Source organism: Tabrizicola caldifontis (assembly GCF_004762095.1).
In the GTDB taxonomy this organism is placed as follows: Bacteria; Pseudomonadota; Alphaproteobacteria; order Rhodobacterales; family Rhodobacteraceae; genus Tabrizicola; species Tabrizicola caldifontis.
The window spans coordinates 47,930-62,665 of the sequence record NZ_SIJH01000002.1 but is presented as its reverse complement, the minus strand read 5'-3'; the positions used below and the strand labels follow the sequence as shown (position 1 = coordinate 62,665).

The window sequence follows — 14,736 nt, the reverse complement described above, 5'->3', positions numbered from 1 at the left end:
TTCCGGCCTGGCATGCCTGCGGGGACTCGGCAGAGCTTCGGCTTCACGTTGCCGCAAGCTTGGCCCGTGCCCGGCTTGCGGCAACACCGATGAGACGGTCGGCAATGATGGCGATGGCCGCAACGGCAAGGCCGGCCACCAGTCCGCGCCCGACATCGGCCGTCGCAAGCGCGGCATAGACCTCTTGCCCAAGGTCGCGCGTGCCGACCAGCGCGGTGATCACCAGCATCGACAGCGCCAGGAGGATCGTCTGGTTCAGCCCCAGCAGGATCATCGGCACCGCCATCGGCAGGCGGACCTTGCGCAGGATCTGGCCCCGCGTGCAGCCGCAGACCACCCCCGCCTCGATCAGTTCGGCCGGAACCGAACGCAACCCGTGCGCGGTGTATTTTACCGCCGGCACCAGCGCGAACAGGACAACCGCGATCATCGCACTGAAATCGCCGACGCGGAACAGCATGACAACCGGGATCAGATAGACGAACGAAGGCAGAGTCTGCAGCGTATCGACCACCGTGCCGATGATCCTGCCGGCCGTCTGGTTCGACGCGGCCAGGATTCCCAGAGGCACCCCGATGACCATGGCGAGGACAACCGAAAGTCCGCAAAGGTATACCGTGATCATCGCCTGTTCCCACAGGCCCGACGCGGCGATGAAAAGACCCAGCGCCAGCACCAGGGCCGCAAGGCGCAGGCCGCCCAGTCGCCAGCCGGCAAGGGTCAGGACAGCAAGCAGGAAGGGCCAGGGCAAGGCCAGGAAGAAGCGTTTCACCGGCAGAAGCAGCGTTTCCAGGAACCAGACCCGCACCGCCTCGAGCTGATCGAAGTAGTTGACGTTGATATGCGCAATCAGGTCTGACCAGAAGGGTTTCGTGGTGATCTGCCAGGCCTTGGGCCAGTCCTGCAAGGCAGGGATCAGGTAACCCAGCGCCCCGGTCGCCAGTGTTACAGCCAGCACAATGGTCGTGCGGGGATGGCGACGCCACCAGTTGCCCTTGCGCGGCTCGCTGCGCGCCACGCGTTCCGACATCGCCTGGCTCAGCCGGTCCAGCACCACGGCCAGCGCCGTGATGGCAAGCCCCGCCTCGACTCCCCCACCGATGTTCAGCCGCCGCAGGGATTCGAGCACATCCGCGCCAAGACCCCCGGCACCGATCATCGAGGCGATGATGACCATGTTCAGGCTGAGCATGATCACCTGGTTGACCCCGACCATCAGGTCGGGCAGCGCGACCGGCAGCATCACCTTGCGCATCCGCTGCCACGGCGTGCAGCCGGCCATGTTGGCGAAATCCACGATCTCGGAGGGAACCGCGCGCAGGGCCACGACCGTCACCCGGACCATCGGCGGCATGGCATAGATGATCGTGGCCAGCAGGGCCGCCACGGGGCCGAAACCGAAGAGCACCAGGATCGGAACAAGGAAGGCAAAGGTCGGGATCGTCTGCATGAGGTCGAGGATCGGGGTCAGCACCCTTTCCACCCAGCGCCAGCGCCAGGCTGCGATCCCCTGCACCACCCCACCCACGACACCCAAGGGCACGGCAATCGCAATCGAGGCCAGCGTGACCATGGCGCTGTCCCACTGGCCGAAGATCGCCAGATAGGCCATCAGTGCCCCCGCCAGAAGGCCCAGCCAGATGCTGCGGGCATAGTGCCCCAGCGCAACCGCGGCCACCGTCACCGCCACCCAGGACAGCGGTGGGATGATCGTGGTCGCGCGACGGCCCTTGCCCTCGGTGATGCCGTCCACCAGCAGAACCTTCACCACCTCGTAGGGTGCCTCGATCAGGGTGGCGAAGGCGCGCGTCAGGCCCTTGACCGTCACCGGGCCGATGGCGGCGCTGTCGGTGAGCCATTTCATGCCGGCCGACAGCCAGGCGGCAAAGGGAAGATGCATGGCCTGCGGCGGCCACAGCCAACCGGCGGGCACCGTGGCGAAGATCGTCAACCCCAGTGCGATCAGCGCGATCCCCGCCCAGATCCCGCGCCAGAGCGTCATGCCGACCTGCCTATCAGGACCGAGATCACTGCCGCCGGGGTGACATGGCCGATCACCTGGCCATCGCGTTCCACAGCAAAGGGCGCGTCTGCCGAGACGATCCTTTCGGCCACTTCCTCGATTCGCGCTGCGCCAGGCAGGGTTCCGGCGACGCTGTCCGGCAGACCTGCGACCGCAAGCCGCCCCAGGGTCACTACCTTGGAGCGCGTCACATGCGCGGTGAAGGCGGCGACGTAATCGTTTGCAGGGGCAAGCACCAGGTCTTCGGGGGTGGCCACCTGCACGACGGCCCCGTCCTTTATGATGGCGATCCGGTCGGCAAGGCGGATCGCCTCGTCGAAGTCGTGGGTGATGAAGATGATGGTCTTCTTCAACTGCCGCTGGATGCGCAGGAATTCTTCCTGCATCTCGCGCCGGATCAGCGGGTCAAGCGCGCTGAAGGGTTCGTCAAGGAACCACAGGTCAGGCTCGACGGCAAGGCTGCGGGCAATGCCCACGCGCTGCTGCTGCCCGCCGGACAGTTGGCGCGGATAGTTGCCCTCACGCCCCTGAAGGCCCACCAGCTGAACGACCTCGCGCGCCCTGGCTTCCCGTGCGGCACGGTCCATCCCCTGGATTTCCAGCGGAAAGGCCACGTTTTCCAGCACCGTCAGATGCGGCAGCAGCGCGAAGTGCTGGAAGACCATGCCCATCCGGTGCCGGCGGATTTCGATCATCCGGGCGGGCGATGCCTTCAAGAGATCCTCTCCGTCATAGAGGATCTCGCCGCCCGTGGGTTCGATCAGCCGGGACAGGCATCGCACGAGGGTGCTCTTGCCCGACCCCGACAGGCCCATGATGACGAAGATCTCGCCTTCCGCCACTTCGAGGGTGACATCGCGCACCGCCCCCACATGGTCGGATTGTCGGATCTCTTCCATGGTCGGCACCGCGCCGCCTGCCAGAAGCCGTTCCGGGTGCGGGCCATAGATCTTCCAGACATGCCGGCAGGCAAGCTTGACGGGGCGTTCGGTCATCCGTGTGTCCAAGGGCAGTAGGCTGTCGGCCGGTCACGATTGCGGCGGAATGGCCCCGGAGCCATTCCGCCGGTCGGGATCACTCGATCCAGCTGGTCCAGAGGGCCTCGTTCGCGGTCATCCATTCGTCGACCACATCCTCGACCGACTGGCCCTCAAGATCGACCTTGGCAATCATGCCGCCCATCGTGTCATTGTCGATCCTGAAGGCTTCTACTGCCTTTGCCGCGCCTGGCCATTTCTCGGCCAGGCCCTTGTAGGCAACCTTCCAGATCGGGCCGAAAGGCTTGCCGCAGTCATGGGTGGCCTGCGGGTTCGGACCCCAGGCCGGATCGGTGTAGCAGGCCGGCTCGTAAGGCGGAAATTCCACCCATTCGCCCTTGAACTTCTGTGGGGCCCAATGCGGCGCATAGACCCACAGCAGGATCGGCGCCTGGCGCTGATAGGCGGATTCCAGTTCGGCGAACATGGCGGCATCGGTGCCTGCGTGGATCACCTCGTAGTTCAAGCCCAGCGCCGCGACGCGTTCTTCATCGAAACCGCCCCAGGTGACCGGCCCCCCCAGATAGCGGCCCTTCGGAGCGGTTTCGGGGGTGGCGAACTGCTCTGCGCAGTCATTCAGCGCCTGCCAGTCAGGCAGGCCCGGGCACTTTTCCTTCATGTATTCCGGGTACCACCATTCCTCTTTCGCCAGCATCCCGGTTTCGCCCATCACGACGACATTGCCCGTGGCGGTTGCCGCATCCATCGCTTCCCGCCCGGTGGTTTCCCAGATTTCCATGGCGACATGCAGATCACCCGTCTCCAGGCCGGCGAACTGGGCGAGGTAATCCGCCTGCACCAGCTCGACGTTGTAACCCGCTTCTTCCAGCACGGCAGCCATGATGTTGGTGGTGATGAGCTGCCCGGTCCAGTCATGCAGCGTCAGCTTGATAGGATCGGTGCTTTCCACTTCCGCAAATGCCGCACCGGCGCTGACGGCCAGCGCCGCGAACGCCATTGGGTAACCCATCTTCATTGCTGTCTCCCGTCACTGTTGGTTGTTGTTTCGCCTTCCGTTGCCCGGAAGTGCCTTCCGGGTGCCAGATTTGGGCGAACGCCGTGCCCTGTCAAAGCATTTGTTCCCCCGACGGAAGGCGATCGGCGACAGGTGCAACCCGTGATGGAATTCAGCGATCCGGTTTGCCCTTCTCGGGCGGTCGGGCCCGTGAAAAGCCACAGCGATGCAAGGCCGGACACTGCCGAGCCGGCGGCGTGTGTTCCAGAAACTTTCAGGGATGAAATGGTGGCGAGGGAGGGACTCGAACCCTCGACCTTGCGATTATGAGTCGCACGCTCTAACCAGCTGAGCTACCTAGCCACTGGCGGGCGGATTAAGCGCGCGGCTGCCCGAGGTCAAGGGTGAATCCGCGCGCGGGCCCTGCGCCCTGCAGTCGCCGACCCTTTGCAGCCCCGGCGGGATGATGGCCCATGCTGCCGCGGTTTGAATGCCCGGCGTTCTGTCGTAGGCTCGCTGCGTGACGCCGGACCAATCCCCCAGCCCTGCCAGCAACGCCAGCATCATGCTGCCGCCGAAGCGGTGCCCAGGCCCCAGGGTGCAGCGATGAACGCGCTGGCCGAGGATCGCGCGCTTGCTGCGCTGACCGGCATTGCGCTGGGTGATGCCCTGGGAATGCCGTCGCAGACGCTGGACCGCGCGGCGATCCGGGCGATCTATGGCAGGATCGAAGGGTTCAGGGTGCCAATCGAGGGGCACCCGATATCCCACGGGCTGCGGGCCGCGCAGGTGACGGATGACACCGAACAGACGCTTCTTCTTGCGCGGCGGCTGTTGGCCGATGCCCCGGACTTCGATGAATCCGCCTGGGCCTGCGATCTTCTGGCGTGGGAACGCGACATCCTGGCGCGGGGGCTGCGCGACCTTCTGGGGCCGTCCAGCAAGGCGGCGCTTCTGGCCTTGCAGGCGGGGGTTTCGCCGGCCGAGGCGGGACGGAACGGTGCGACGAACGGCGCTGCGATGCGGATCGCGCCGGTGGGCATCGCAACGCCGCCTGATCCGGCGCGGATGGTGGCGCGCGTGACGCGGGTCTCGCGCCTGACGCATGGCCGGGGCGAGGCGCTGGCCGGTGCGGCAGCCGTGGCAATGGTGGTCAGTCAGGGCATCGCCGGGTCGGGTTTCGAGGCGGCGCTGCCACTGGCCCTGTCCACGGCAAGGCGTCCCCCGGTAGGGGGCAATGCAGCGGCCCATCAGGCGATGGCCGACAGGATCGCGCTGGCGCTCGAGGTGGCGACAGAGGGCGAGGCGGCACTGGCACAGCGGATCGGAACCTCGGTGCAGAGCATGGAGTCGGTCGCCTGCGCCTTCGGCGTGGTCCGACTGGCGGGGGGTGATCCCTGGGAGGCGGCGCTGATCGCGGCGAACATCGGCGACGATACCGATACGATCGTGGCGATGGCCTGCGGCATGGCCGCGGCATGCTGCGGCATGGTGTGCCTGCCTGCCGACCGGGTGGCAGAGCTGCAGCGGGCCAACGATCTGGATTTCGGTCCGCTGGTGCGCGGGCTTCTGGCGCTGCGGCAGGGGGCTGTGTGACGCGGGCCCTTTACGACCGCAGCGGCATCCTGCGTCACGGGCATCCCGCCGTTCATGGCAAGCTGCTGAAGGCCCTTGCCATGCGCGCCCCGGACAAGGCGAACCTCCTGGCTGGCACATGCGAACCGGGGGGCGCCGCTGTGCACAGCGCGAATCGACTGCAGCCGTGCCGGCCGGGCTTGCCCTGTCGGGCGGAACCGGCAGGCTGATACTGCACCGGCGCTGTCATCCGCTGAAACCGACCATGTCCGGGCGCGCTTTCCCGGCTTCCAGGGGCGTGCTCCCGGCGTTCCTGCTGACATGTGGGCCAGCCGCTGCCCGGCCGCCATGTCGCTGACGGGGACGTTTTGCCTCTTGCCATGGGGGCAGGGTTTGCGCTTTCTCGGCCGGTCATGAGAAGGAACGAAGATGCCGACCCAACGCCTGCGCCTGAACGACGGACACTACATTCCCCGCCTTGGCCTTGGCATCTGGCAGGTTCCCGCCGCCGCGACTGCCGAAACCGTCGCGACCGCGCTGCGCCTGGGCTATCGTCTGGTGGACGGCGCGGCGATCTACGGGAACGAGGAAGGTCTGGGCGAAGGCGTGCGGCAAAGCGGCTTGCCGCGTGACGAGGTTTTCGTCACCACGAAGGTCTGGAACGACGATCAGGGGTATGATTCCACCCTTCGCGCGGTCGAGGCGAGCCTTGCGAGGCTGGGGATGGAGCGGGTGGAGCTTTGCCTGATTCACTGGCCCTGCCCGGCACGCGACCGCTATCTTGACACCTGGCGCGCCCTGATCCGCCTGCGCGACGAAGGGCGGGTGCGGTCGATCGGCGTTTCGAACTTCATGGGCGAGCATCTGGAACGGCTGGTAGGCGAAACCGGCGTTGTTCCGGTGCTGAACCAGATCGAGCTGAACCCCCGCCTGCAACAGGCGGACCTGCGCGCGCTGCACGACCGGATGGGCATCGTCACGCAAAGCTGGACGCCTTTGGGACAGGGCCGCAGTTTTGACGCCCCGCCCGTGCGCGATGCCGCAGCCCGCACCGGCAAGACGCCGGCCCAGGTCATCCTGCGCTGGCACCTGCAGCTTGGAGTATCGGTGATCCCCCGCTCCACCCGTGCGGTGGGGCTGGCCGAAAATCTTGCGCTGGACGATTTCGAACTGACGCCCGGGGAAATGGCCGCCATGGCGACGCTGGACGAAGGCGCCCGCTGCGGCCCCGACCCCATGAACTTTGCCTGAGGGGGGCTGCGATGCTGGTGCCCGAACTGACCGTTGCCGACACCACCCGAGCCGCAAATGTGCTTGCCGACTTCGGCTTTGTGCAAGATGGCGGCTTGTGGCATCTGGGAAACCAGGCGCTGCGGCTGGTCGAAGGTCGGGCCACCGGTCACGGCCGCATCGACCATGTCGCCCTGACCGTCCCCGACATGGACGCGGCCCTGTCCCGCTTGACCGGCCGGGGCATCGCGCTGGCCGATGTCACCCCGAACGGGCCCGAGATGATTGCTGAATTCTGGGAAGCGGGCCTGCGATTCGTCTATCTCTCGGGCCCGGAAGGTGCGCGGATCGAACTGTGCCAACGCCTCACCGGGGCGCCTGCCGAAACGGGGCAGGACCATGTCGGCATCCCCTGCGCCGATCTTGCCGCGATGCAGGGATTCCTTGAAGGCCATGGCGCACGTCTTATCGCCGCGGTCGATCTTTCACGCCCCGAAGGCACGATTCCCGTGCGGTTCCTTGCCTTTCATGGCGGGGTGATGGAACTGTTCCAGCCCCCGCTCGCCGACCGCGTGCGTGAGGGTCACTGGTCCCGCCTGCTGGTCCGCGGCCTTCCGGGGCCGATCCATGGTCCCGAGGGGTTGACCCTCGCCCCGCTCTGATGCGCCGGACGCTGACAGAAATCTACGAGGCCCGCGTGGCCGCAGGCACCTTGCGCGCCGACCCCGCGCAACATGCCGTTCTACCCCTGCTGGAAGAGCTGCGCCTCTGGCTGGAAACCAATGCAAACCGCCGCGTGGGGCTTTTCGCCGGCCTTTTCGCCAAGCCGATCACCCCGCCCAAGGGCCTGTATCTGTGGGGCGGGGTCGGGCGCGGCAAGTCGATGCTGATGGATCTGTTCACCGAGGCGACCGACATCCGCCAGAAGCGGCGCGTGCATTTCCATGCCTTCATGCAGGAAATCCACAAGGGCATGCACGAGGCCCGCAAGCGCGGGGTCGAGGACGCGCTGGCCCCCGTGGCCGAGGCGGTGATCCGCGACACGCGGCTTCTGGCCTTTGACGAGATGCAGATCACCGACATCACCGATGCGATGATTGTCGGCCGGCTGTTCGAGAAGCTGTTCGCCGCCGGGGTGGTGATCGTGACCACCTCGAACCGTCCGCCGGAAGATCTCTACAGGAACGGGCTGAACCGCGCTCTCTTCCTGCCCTTCATCGCCATGCTGGAAAGCCGCCTGCATGTCGTGGAACTGGAAAGCCCGACGGATTACCGCCGGCACCGGCTGGAAGGCGCACAGGTCTATTTCCACCCTGCCAGCAAGGCGACAGCGCAGATCGCCGCGATCTGGACCGACCTGACCGGCGGGGCGCCGGACGAGCCGCTGGTGCTGACCGTGAATGGCCGAAGCCTGACCCTGCCGCGCTTTGCCAATGGTGTGGGCCGGGCGACGTTCTGGGACCTCTGCGCCAAGCCGCTCGGCCCGGCAGACTATCTTGCCATCGCCCAGGCCGTTCGGGTGCTGATCCTTGAGGACATTCCCCAGCTTTCGGCCGAGAACTACAACGAAGCCAAGCGCTTCGTTACCCTGATCGATGCGCTCTATGAGGCGAAGGTGCGTCTGATCGCCTCGGCTGCCGATGTGCCCGAACGGCTCTATCTGGAGGGCACCGGCGCCTTCGAGTTCGAACGCACCGCCAGCCGCCTGCGCGAGATGCAGGCTGCCGACTGGGGCAGGGATCTTTGACCCTGATGTGCGGGAAGCCCAGGAATTTTCGGCGAAAATTCTTGGGCGTGCCAGATCATTCCGCCGCGTGGGGCGCGGTCGAGGGCTTCGCACGGCCCGCCAGCGCATCGGCAAAGCCGTGGTTCACATCGCGGTGTCTGGCCTCGTCGGCACGGACGGCGATGATCACATCGCGCAGCCGCGCCGTTTCCGGCAGGTGCCAGTAGTCGATCGCGATCTGCGGCGCAGGGACATTCTCGACCCGACCGGCATCCACCTCGGCCAGATAGGCGGTGTAGCTGACCACCGCCTCCTCCTCCAGATAGCCCACCACGCGATGCGCGGTCTTGGGGAAGAGGAGGTAAAGGAAGAAGTAGGCGTTGAAGAAGATCGCTTGGCCGACCATGATCAGCCCCCGCTCGAAGAGCGACGGTTGCGCGATGTGGATGAAGGTCATCAGGTGCATCCGCTCGTTCTCGGCCTCGTCCAGAAGTTCGCGGATCCAGCCCTGATCCTCGCGGATGTGGCGCAGCGCCTTCAGGTGCTGCAAGAGCCCACCGACCATGCCCGGGACGGCGGCGACGGTTTCCAGCACCACGGCGCGGTGGCCGTAGCGTCTGGAAAAGAAGGCGTCGGCGAAGACGCGCATGAATTTCACGACTCCCAGGGCGACGCGGTCGGACAGGCCCTCGGGGGTCTTGTGGCGATCAAGCGGGCGATGGGGGGTGTCGGTCATGGGCGTTGCTCCTTTCCCGACCGAGATAGTCAGGCAAGGGGGGCGCACAATGCAGGTGCGGCGATTTGCGCCCCTCAGCCTGCCAGCGCCTGCCACAACAGCCGCAGCGCCATGGCGGTGGAGACGACGACCAGAAGTGGCTTGATCAGCCCCGCACCGATGCGCATGGCCAGCCGCGCGCCAAGCGTGGCGCCTGCGACCTGCGCGGCGGCCATCGCCAGGCCCACCGCCCACCAGGTGGCCCCCGTGGGGATGAAGACGAGAAGGCTGCCCACGTTCGAGGCGAAGTTCAGCATCTTCGTATGCGCCGTGGCCTTCAGGATGCCGTAGCCCGCCAGCATCACGAACCCCAGCATGAAGAACGACCCCGTGCCGGGCCCGAAGAAGCCGTCATAGGCGGCAACCAGCGGCACCAGCGTCACCGCAAAGACCGGCGGCGGGATGCGCGCGGCGCGCTGGTCGTCGGAAAGGCCCGGCTTCAGCGCGAAGAAGGCGGCCACCCCGATCAGGACGACGGGCATGACGATCCGCAGGACCTCGGCCGGGATCAGATGCGCGACCAGCGCGCCCCCCGCCCCGGCGATGGCGCTGATCGCGGCCATCCCCAGCTGGTCCTGCGGCCGGACGTGCCCGGCGCGCGCATAGGCCAGCATCGCCGTGCCCGCCCCGAAGGTGCCCTGCAACTTGTTCGTGGCCAAGGCCTCGACCGGCGAAGCCCCGGCCAGAAGCAGCGCCGGCACCGTGACCAGCCCACCCCCGCCCGCGATGCTGTCGATCACCCCGGCCACGAATGCGGCAAGGATCAGGAGAAGTGCAAGCGAAAGGGCGACCTCGAACATGTCCGGCTTGTCGCGCGACCGGGCGGCAGGGGCAAGGGGCGACGTGGTGCCGCCTCTGCCCACCGCCCCCCCACCCCCATCCCCTCCCCACGCGGGGGGAGGGGAGGCGCCCGGGACCCTGCCGTCGGCCATTGCGACCGACCGTCCGGCAACCGCGCTTCCCTCCCCCCTCGTGGGGGAGGGAGAGGGTGGGGGGCACGATCAAGCACTGCTCAGGCCGCGTCCAGCACGGGCCTGAGCAGCGCCATCGGATGCGCCCGCAAGGTCAACCGCATCGCCAGGTAATCCTCGACCACCGCCTCGCCCAGCGTCATCTCGCGGAACTGCACGGCAGGCTCGACGATCGCTTCGCCCTCGATATCGCCGGAAAACAGCGGCAAGGCCGGCCCCGGCGCCAGCGCCTCGGCGGCCCAGAGCGCCTCGCGGCGGCTCAGGCCCAGAACCGCAAATGCATCGGCCTCGGCCAGACGCGCCAGCACCGCAGGCCCCACCCCGGCGCGGCGCCAGACATCCTGAACCGCCTGATAGCCATTCCCCCGCGCCGCCACGATCCAGCGCGCCTCTTCCTCGGCGATGCCCTTGATCTGGCGAAACCCCAGCCGCAGCGCGAGGTCCGGCGGCTGGCCGGGGCGGGTCAGCCATTCCATCACATTGTCCCAGTGGCTGGCGTTGATGCAGGGCGGCAGCACCACTACCCCATGTTCCCGCGCATCGCGCACGATCTGGGCCGGGGCGTAAAAGCCCATCGGCTGGCTGTTCAGAAGCGCGCAGGCGAAGATGCCGGGATGGTGCCGCTTGATCCAGGCCGAGGCATAGACCAGAAGCGCGAAGCTTGCCGCGTGGCTTTCGGGGAAGCCGTAACTGCCGAAGCCCTCGATCTGGGCAAAGCAGCGGCGGGCGAAATCCTCGTCATAGCCGCGCGCCAGCATGCCGCCGATGAAGCGGTCGTGAAACTCGCTGACCGACCCGTGTTTCTTGAAGGTCGCCAGCGACCGGCGCAACCGGTCGGCCTCTTCCGGCGTAAAGCCCGCGCCGACGATGGCGATCTGCATCGCCTGTTCCTGAAACAGCGGCACCCCCAGCGTCTTGCCCAGAACCCGGCCCAGATCGTCGGACGGGAAGCTGACCGGTTCCTGCCCGTTCCGCCGACGCAGGAAGGGATGCACCATGTCGCCCTGGATCGGGCCGGGACGGATGATCGCCACCTGGATCACCAGGTCATAGAAGCAGCGTGGCCGCATCCGGGGCAGGAAGTTCATCTGGGCGCGGCTTTCCACCTGAAAGACGCCCAGCGAATCCGCCCGGCACAGCATGGCATAGGTCGCCGGATCCTCGGGCGGCAGGGTGGCCAGCGTCAGGCGCTGCTGGTGATGCCGTTCGATCAGGTCGAAGGCCTTGCGGATGCAGCTCAGCATCCCCAGCGCCAGGATATCCACTTTCAGGATCTTCAGGCTGTCGATGTCGTCCTTGTCCCAGGGGATGATCGTCCGGTCCTCCATGGTGGCGTTTTCCACCGGACAAAGCTCGTCCAGCCGGCCTTCGGTGATGACGAAGCCGCCGACATGCTGGGAAAGATGCCGGGGAAAGCCCTGGATTTCGTCGATGAGCCGCATGGTCTGGCGCAGGCGGCGGTCCTTCGGGTCCAGCCCGATTTCCGTCAGTCGCTGGTCGGTGATCGCCCCCGGACCCCCCCAGCCCCAGATCTGGCTGGACATGGCGGCCACCGTGTCCTGCGAAAGCCCCATCGCGCGGCCCACCTCGCGCACCGCGCGCTTGCCGCGATAGTGGATCACCGTCGCGCACAGCCCCGCGCGGTGGCGGCCATAACGGTCGTAGATGTGCTGGATCACCTCTTCCCGCCGCTCATGCTCGAAATCCACGTCGATGTCGGGCGGCTCGTTGCGCGCCTCGGAGATGAAGCGTTCGAACACCATGGTGCCTATTTCCGGGGAAACCGAGGTCACGCCCAGCGCATAGCAGACAACGGAATTGGCTGCCGAACCGCGACCCTGGCACAGGATGCCGCGTGATCGCGCAAAGGCCACGATGTCATGGACCGTGAGGAAATAGGGCTCGTAGGCCAGCTTTGCGATCAGCGCCAGTTCATGTGCCATCTGCGCCCGCACCCTGCTGGGCGCGCCTTCCGGGTAGCGCCATCGCAGGCCTTCCTCGGCCAGCCGGGCCAGACGCTGGCTGGCCGTCTCGCCGGGCGCATTCTCCGAAGGGTATTCGTAACGCAACTCGTCCAGCGAAAAGGCGGCCCGCGCGGCGACATCGGAGCTGCGATGCACCGTCGCCTCATGGCCCCGGAAGATGCGCAGCATCTCGGCCTCGGACCTGAGCCGCCCCTCGTTGTTGGGCAGGGCCCGGCGGCCCAGCCGATCCACCGGCACGCCCAGGCGGATCGCAGTCAGCACATCGGCCAGACGGCGGCGCGACCCGTGATGCAGGAAGGGCAGCGCGGTCGCGACCGGGGGCACACCCAGCCGTGCGGCCAGATCGGAAAGCTGCCGGAACCGGTCTGCATCCTGCCCGTCATAGCGCGGTGCCAGGGCCAGGCTGACCTGCCCTGCAAACCGCTCTGCCAGCGCCCGGACATGCCCCCGCCAGCGCGAACTGTCGCCCATCGGCGCAGGCGGCGCCTCGGCCAGCGTCAGGCGCTGGTCGGGCGGCAGGACCAGCATCTCCATGCCTTCGCCCCAGTCCAGAAGATCAGCCATTTCCAGCCGGCACTGCCCCTTTGGCGCGCGCAACTGGCCCAGGCTGAGCAGCCGGCAAAGCCGCCCCCAGGCGGCCCGGTCGCGCGGCAGGCAGGTGGCCTGGAACCCGTCGGTCAGCACGATGCGCGCTGCGGGGATCAGCCGCACCGTCGGCCCGCCATCCCGCGCGATCTCGCGCGCCTTCGTGTGGGCCCGGACGATACCCGCAACCGAATTCACATCGGCCACAGCCAGCGCGGGCATTCCCAACTCGGCCGCACGGACAATGACCTCTTCGGGGTGCGAGGCCCCGGTGAGGAAGGTGAAATTCGTGAGCGTCGAAAGCTCGACGAAGGGCATGGCGACTCAGGGATCTGGAACAAACAAAGAACATACTGCCATGATCGCGCCCGGCAGACCAGCCGCCGCGCGGGTCGAGACGCCTGTCGGATCGAGCGCCTTGGCAGGCGCAAGCCCTTGTCTCGCCTCTGCGCGCGACAGTCGCGCGCAACCGGCTCGGGCGTGCCTCCTGCGGGAGCATTCGGGCAAGGAGCAAATGCAAGTTGCTCCTTCGGATATACCCTCGGGGGGTTCGGGGGCAGACTGCCCCGGCGGCCTGCGCGAAGGGATCAGCGCAGCAGTTCCAGCACCTCGAGGCTGGGATAACCGTCCGGCACCAGGCCGCGCGCCTTCTGAAAGGCTTTCACGGCCGCCACGGTCTTGGGGCCCATGCGGCCGTCCACGCCTCCCGGATCGAACCCGGCCTTTCCCAGCAGCTCCTGCAATTCCATCCGCTCTGCCAGGGTCAGCGCCCGAAGCTCGCGTGGCCAGCCGTGCCGGATCGGCGGCCCGCCCTTCAGCCGGTCCGACAGGCTGCCGATGGCGATGACATAGGCATCTGCGGTGTTGTATTTCTCGATCACCTGGAAGTTCGGCCAGATCAGGAAGGCCGCGCCCCGGTGCCCGCCCGGCAGAAGGATCGACCCCGGCCCGTGATCCGGCAGATCGCCACCGTCCACCAGCCGCACCCCCATCGCCTGCCATTCGGCCACCGGCTTCACCACCCGTTCGGTGGTTTGGTCATAGTCGAACCCTTCGGGCAGGCGCACCTCAACCCCCCAGGGCATGCCCTTCGTCCAGCCCCAGTGCCGCAGGTAGTTGGCCGCGGATGCCAGCGCATCCGCCGGGTCGTCCCCCCAGAGGTTCCGCTTGCCGTCGCCGTCGAAATCGACGGCAAACTTTTCCCACGACGAGGGCATGAATTGCGTATGCCCCGACGCCCCGGCCCACGAGCCGACGAACCGTTCGACATGCCCGCCCTCGACGATCCGCAGCGCCGCGATCAGCTCGGCCTCGAAAAAGGCCCCCCGCCGCCCTTCGTAGGCCAGCGTCGCCAGCGACCCCAGCACCGGCAGATCGCCGCGATAGGTGCCATAGGCGCTTTCCAGCCCCCATACGGCGGCGACGACTTCCTTCTCCACCCCGTAGTCCGCCTCGATCCGCTCAAGAAGGTCGCGGTGGCGGGCAATGGCCTTCAGCCCCAGTGCGACCCGGTCTTCGGATACGGCGGTGTCCAGGTAATCCCAGATGGTCTTGCTGAATTCGTTCTGCTTGCGGTCACGTTCGACCACCTTCGGATCGAAGGTCACCCCCCGCAGCGCGGCGTCGAACACCGCAGCGGAAACCCCTGCCGCCAGTGCGCGGGACCGGAATTCCGCAACCCAGGCCTCAAGCCCCGCCTGATTTCCCATCTGCATGTCCACCCCCGCCACGGGATCGGGCAGGATGGTCTGCGCCCTGGCCATCCCCAGCGCCACCACTACGACACCGATCGCACCTGCAAGCCCACGCATCCTGCCCCATCAGTCAGCCGCAATTCGCACGGAATTGTGCTTCCTCTCTGCAAAAATATCCCG

11 protein-coding genes and 1 tRNA gene are annotated in these 14,736 nt (G+C 67.0%); 4 read left to right on the top strand and 8 right to left on the bottom strand.

Annotated elements, in window-relative coordinates; genetic code table 11:
* Nucleotides 1-43 precede the first annotated feature (43 nt).
* From EYB42_RS01880 to EYB42_RS01865, 4 genes are all read right to left on the bottom strand, one after another.
* On the bottom strand, nt 44-2,002 hold the full coding sequence (locus EYB42_RS01880) for an ABC transporter permease (protein ID WP_135447596.1): 1,959 nt from the start codon (nt 2,000-2,002) through the stop codon (nt 44-46).
* Entirely contained in the window at nt 1,999-3,018 is a 1,020-nt protein-coding gene (locus EYB42_RS01875) for a quaternary amine ABC transporter ATP-binding protein (RefSeq protein WP_135447594.1), read from the bottom strand. The genes EYB42_RS01880 and EYB42_RS01875 overlap by 4 nt, the downstream gene beginning before the upstream one ends.
* A gap of 79 nt (nt 3,019-3,097) precedes the next feature.
* Entirely contained in the window at nt 3,098-4,036 is a 939-nt protein-coding gene (locus tag EYB42_RS01870) for an ABC transporter substrate-binding protein (protein WP_135447592.1), read from the bottom strand.
* 265 nt (nt 4,037-4,301) lie between these two features.
* A tRNA-Met gene (locus tag EYB42_RS01865) sits at nt 4,302-4,378 on the bottom strand.
* A 243-nt stretch (nt 4,379-4,621) separates the two neighbouring features.
* Between EYB42_RS01865 and EYB42_RS01860 the strand changes: the two genes are divergently transcribed.
* The 4 genes from EYB42_RS01860 to zapE all read left to right on the top strand — a co-directional run bounded on the left by EYB42_RS01860 (nt 4,622) and on the right by zapE (nt 8,567).
* Nucleotides 4,622-5,611, top strand: coding sequence for an ADP-ribosylglycohydrolase family protein (locus EYB42_RS01860; protein ID WP_135447979.1), 990 nt, complete (start codon nt 4,622-4,624; stop codon nt 5,609-5,611).
* Nucleotides 5,612-6,019: 408 nt separating this feature from the next.
* Nucleotides 6,020-6,841 (top strand): aldo/keto reductase, encoded by an 822-nt coding sequence (locus tag EYB42_RS01855; protein WP_135447590.1) that lies wholly within the window; start codon nt 6,020-6,022, stop codon nt 6,839-6,841.
* 11 nt (nt 6,842-6,852) lie between these two features.
* Nucleotides 6,853-7,482, top strand: coding sequence for a VOC family protein (locus EYB42_RS01850; RefSeq protein ID WP_135447588.1), 630 nt, complete (start codon nt 6,853-6,855; stop codon nt 7,480-7,482).
* Nucleotides 7,482-8,567 (top strand): cell division protein ZapE, encoded by a 1,086-nt coding sequence (zapE, locus tag EYB42_RS01845; RefSeq protein WP_135447586.1) that lies wholly within the window; start codon nt 7,482-7,484, stop codon nt 8,565-8,567. Before EYB42_RS01850 ends, zapE begins: the two co-directional genes overlap by 1 nt.
* Before the next feature lie 55 nt (nt 8,568-8,622).
* Here the strand turns inward: zapE and EYB42_RS01840 are convergent, their stop codons facing one another.
* The 4 genes from EYB42_RS01840 to EYB42_RS01825 form a co-directional block, all read right to left on the bottom strand.
* Nucleotides 8,623-9,282, bottom strand: a complete 660-nt coding sequence (locus tag EYB42_RS01840) for an alternative oxidase (RefSeq protein WP_135447584.1) — start codon at nt 9,280-9,282, stop codon at nt 8,623-8,625.
* Nucleotides 9,283-9,356: 74 nt separating this feature from the next.
* Nucleotides 9,357-10,121, bottom strand: coding sequence for a TSUP family transporter (locus EYB42_RS01835; RefSeq protein WP_135447582.1), 765 nt, complete (start codon nt 10,119-10,121; stop codon nt 9,357-9,359).
* Nucleotides 10,122-10,333: 212 nt separating this feature from the next.
* Nucleotides 10,334-13,180: an error-prone DNA polymerase gene (locus EYB42_RS01830; RefSeq protein WP_135447580.1), complete on the bottom strand. Its 2,847-nt coding sequence runs from the start codon at nt 13,178-13,180 to the stop codon at nt 10,334-10,336.
* A gap of 269 nt (nt 13,181-13,449) precedes the next feature.
* Entirely contained in the window at nt 13,450-14,673 is a 1,224-nt protein-coding gene (locus EYB42_RS01825; protein ID WP_135447577.1) for a lytic murein transglycosylase, read from the bottom strand.
* Between the last annotated feature and the right edge of the window lie 63 nt (nt 14,674-14,736).

Bases quoted from the DNA above. Each gene is read 5' to 3' on its own strand.
- EYB42_RS01835 (WP_135447582.1), bottom strand. From the start codon at position 10,121: ATGTTCGAGGTCGCCCTTTCGCTTGCACTTCTCCTGATCCTTGCCGCA.
- EYB42_RS01880 (WP_135447596.1), bottom strand. From the start codon at position 2,002: ATGACGCTCTGGCGCGGGATCTGGGCGGGGATCGCGCTGATCGCACTG.
- EYB42_RS01875 (WP_135447594.1), bottom strand. From the start codon at position 3,018: ATGACCGAACGCCCCGTCAAGCTTGCCTGCCGGCATGTCTGGAAGATC.
- EYB42_RS01825 (WP_135447577.1), bottom strand. From the start codon at position 14,673: ATGCGTGGGCTTGCAGGTGCGATCGGTGTCGTAGTGGTGGCGCTGGGG.
- EYB42_RS01830 (WP_135447580.1), bottom strand. From the start codon at position 13,180: ATGCCCTTCGTCGAGCTTTCGACGCTCACGAATTTCACCTTCCTCACC.
- EYB42_RS01840 (WP_135447584.1), bottom strand. From the start codon at position 9,282: ATGACCGACACCCCCCATCGCCCGCTTGATCGCCACAAGACCCCCGAG.
- EYB42_RS01860 (WP_135447979.1), top strand. From the start codon at position 4,622: ATGAACGCGCTGGCCGAGGATCGCGCGCTTGCTGCGCTGACCGGCATT.
- EYB42_RS01850 (WP_135447588.1), top strand. From the start codon at position 6,853: ATGCTGGTGCCCGAACTGACCGTTGCCGACACCACCCGAGCCGCAAAT.
- zapE (WP_135447586.1), top strand. From the start codon at position 7,482: ATGCGCCGGACGCTGACAGAAATCTACGAGGCCCGCGTGGCCGCAGGC.
- EYB42_RS01855 (WP_135447590.1), top strand. From the start codon at position 6,020: ATGCCGACCCAACGCCTGCGCCTGAACGACGGACACTACATTCCCCGC.
- EYB42_RS01870 (WP_135447592.1), bottom strand. From the start codon at position 4,036: ATGAAGATGGGTTACCCAATGGCGTTCGCGGCGCTGGCCGTCAGCGCC.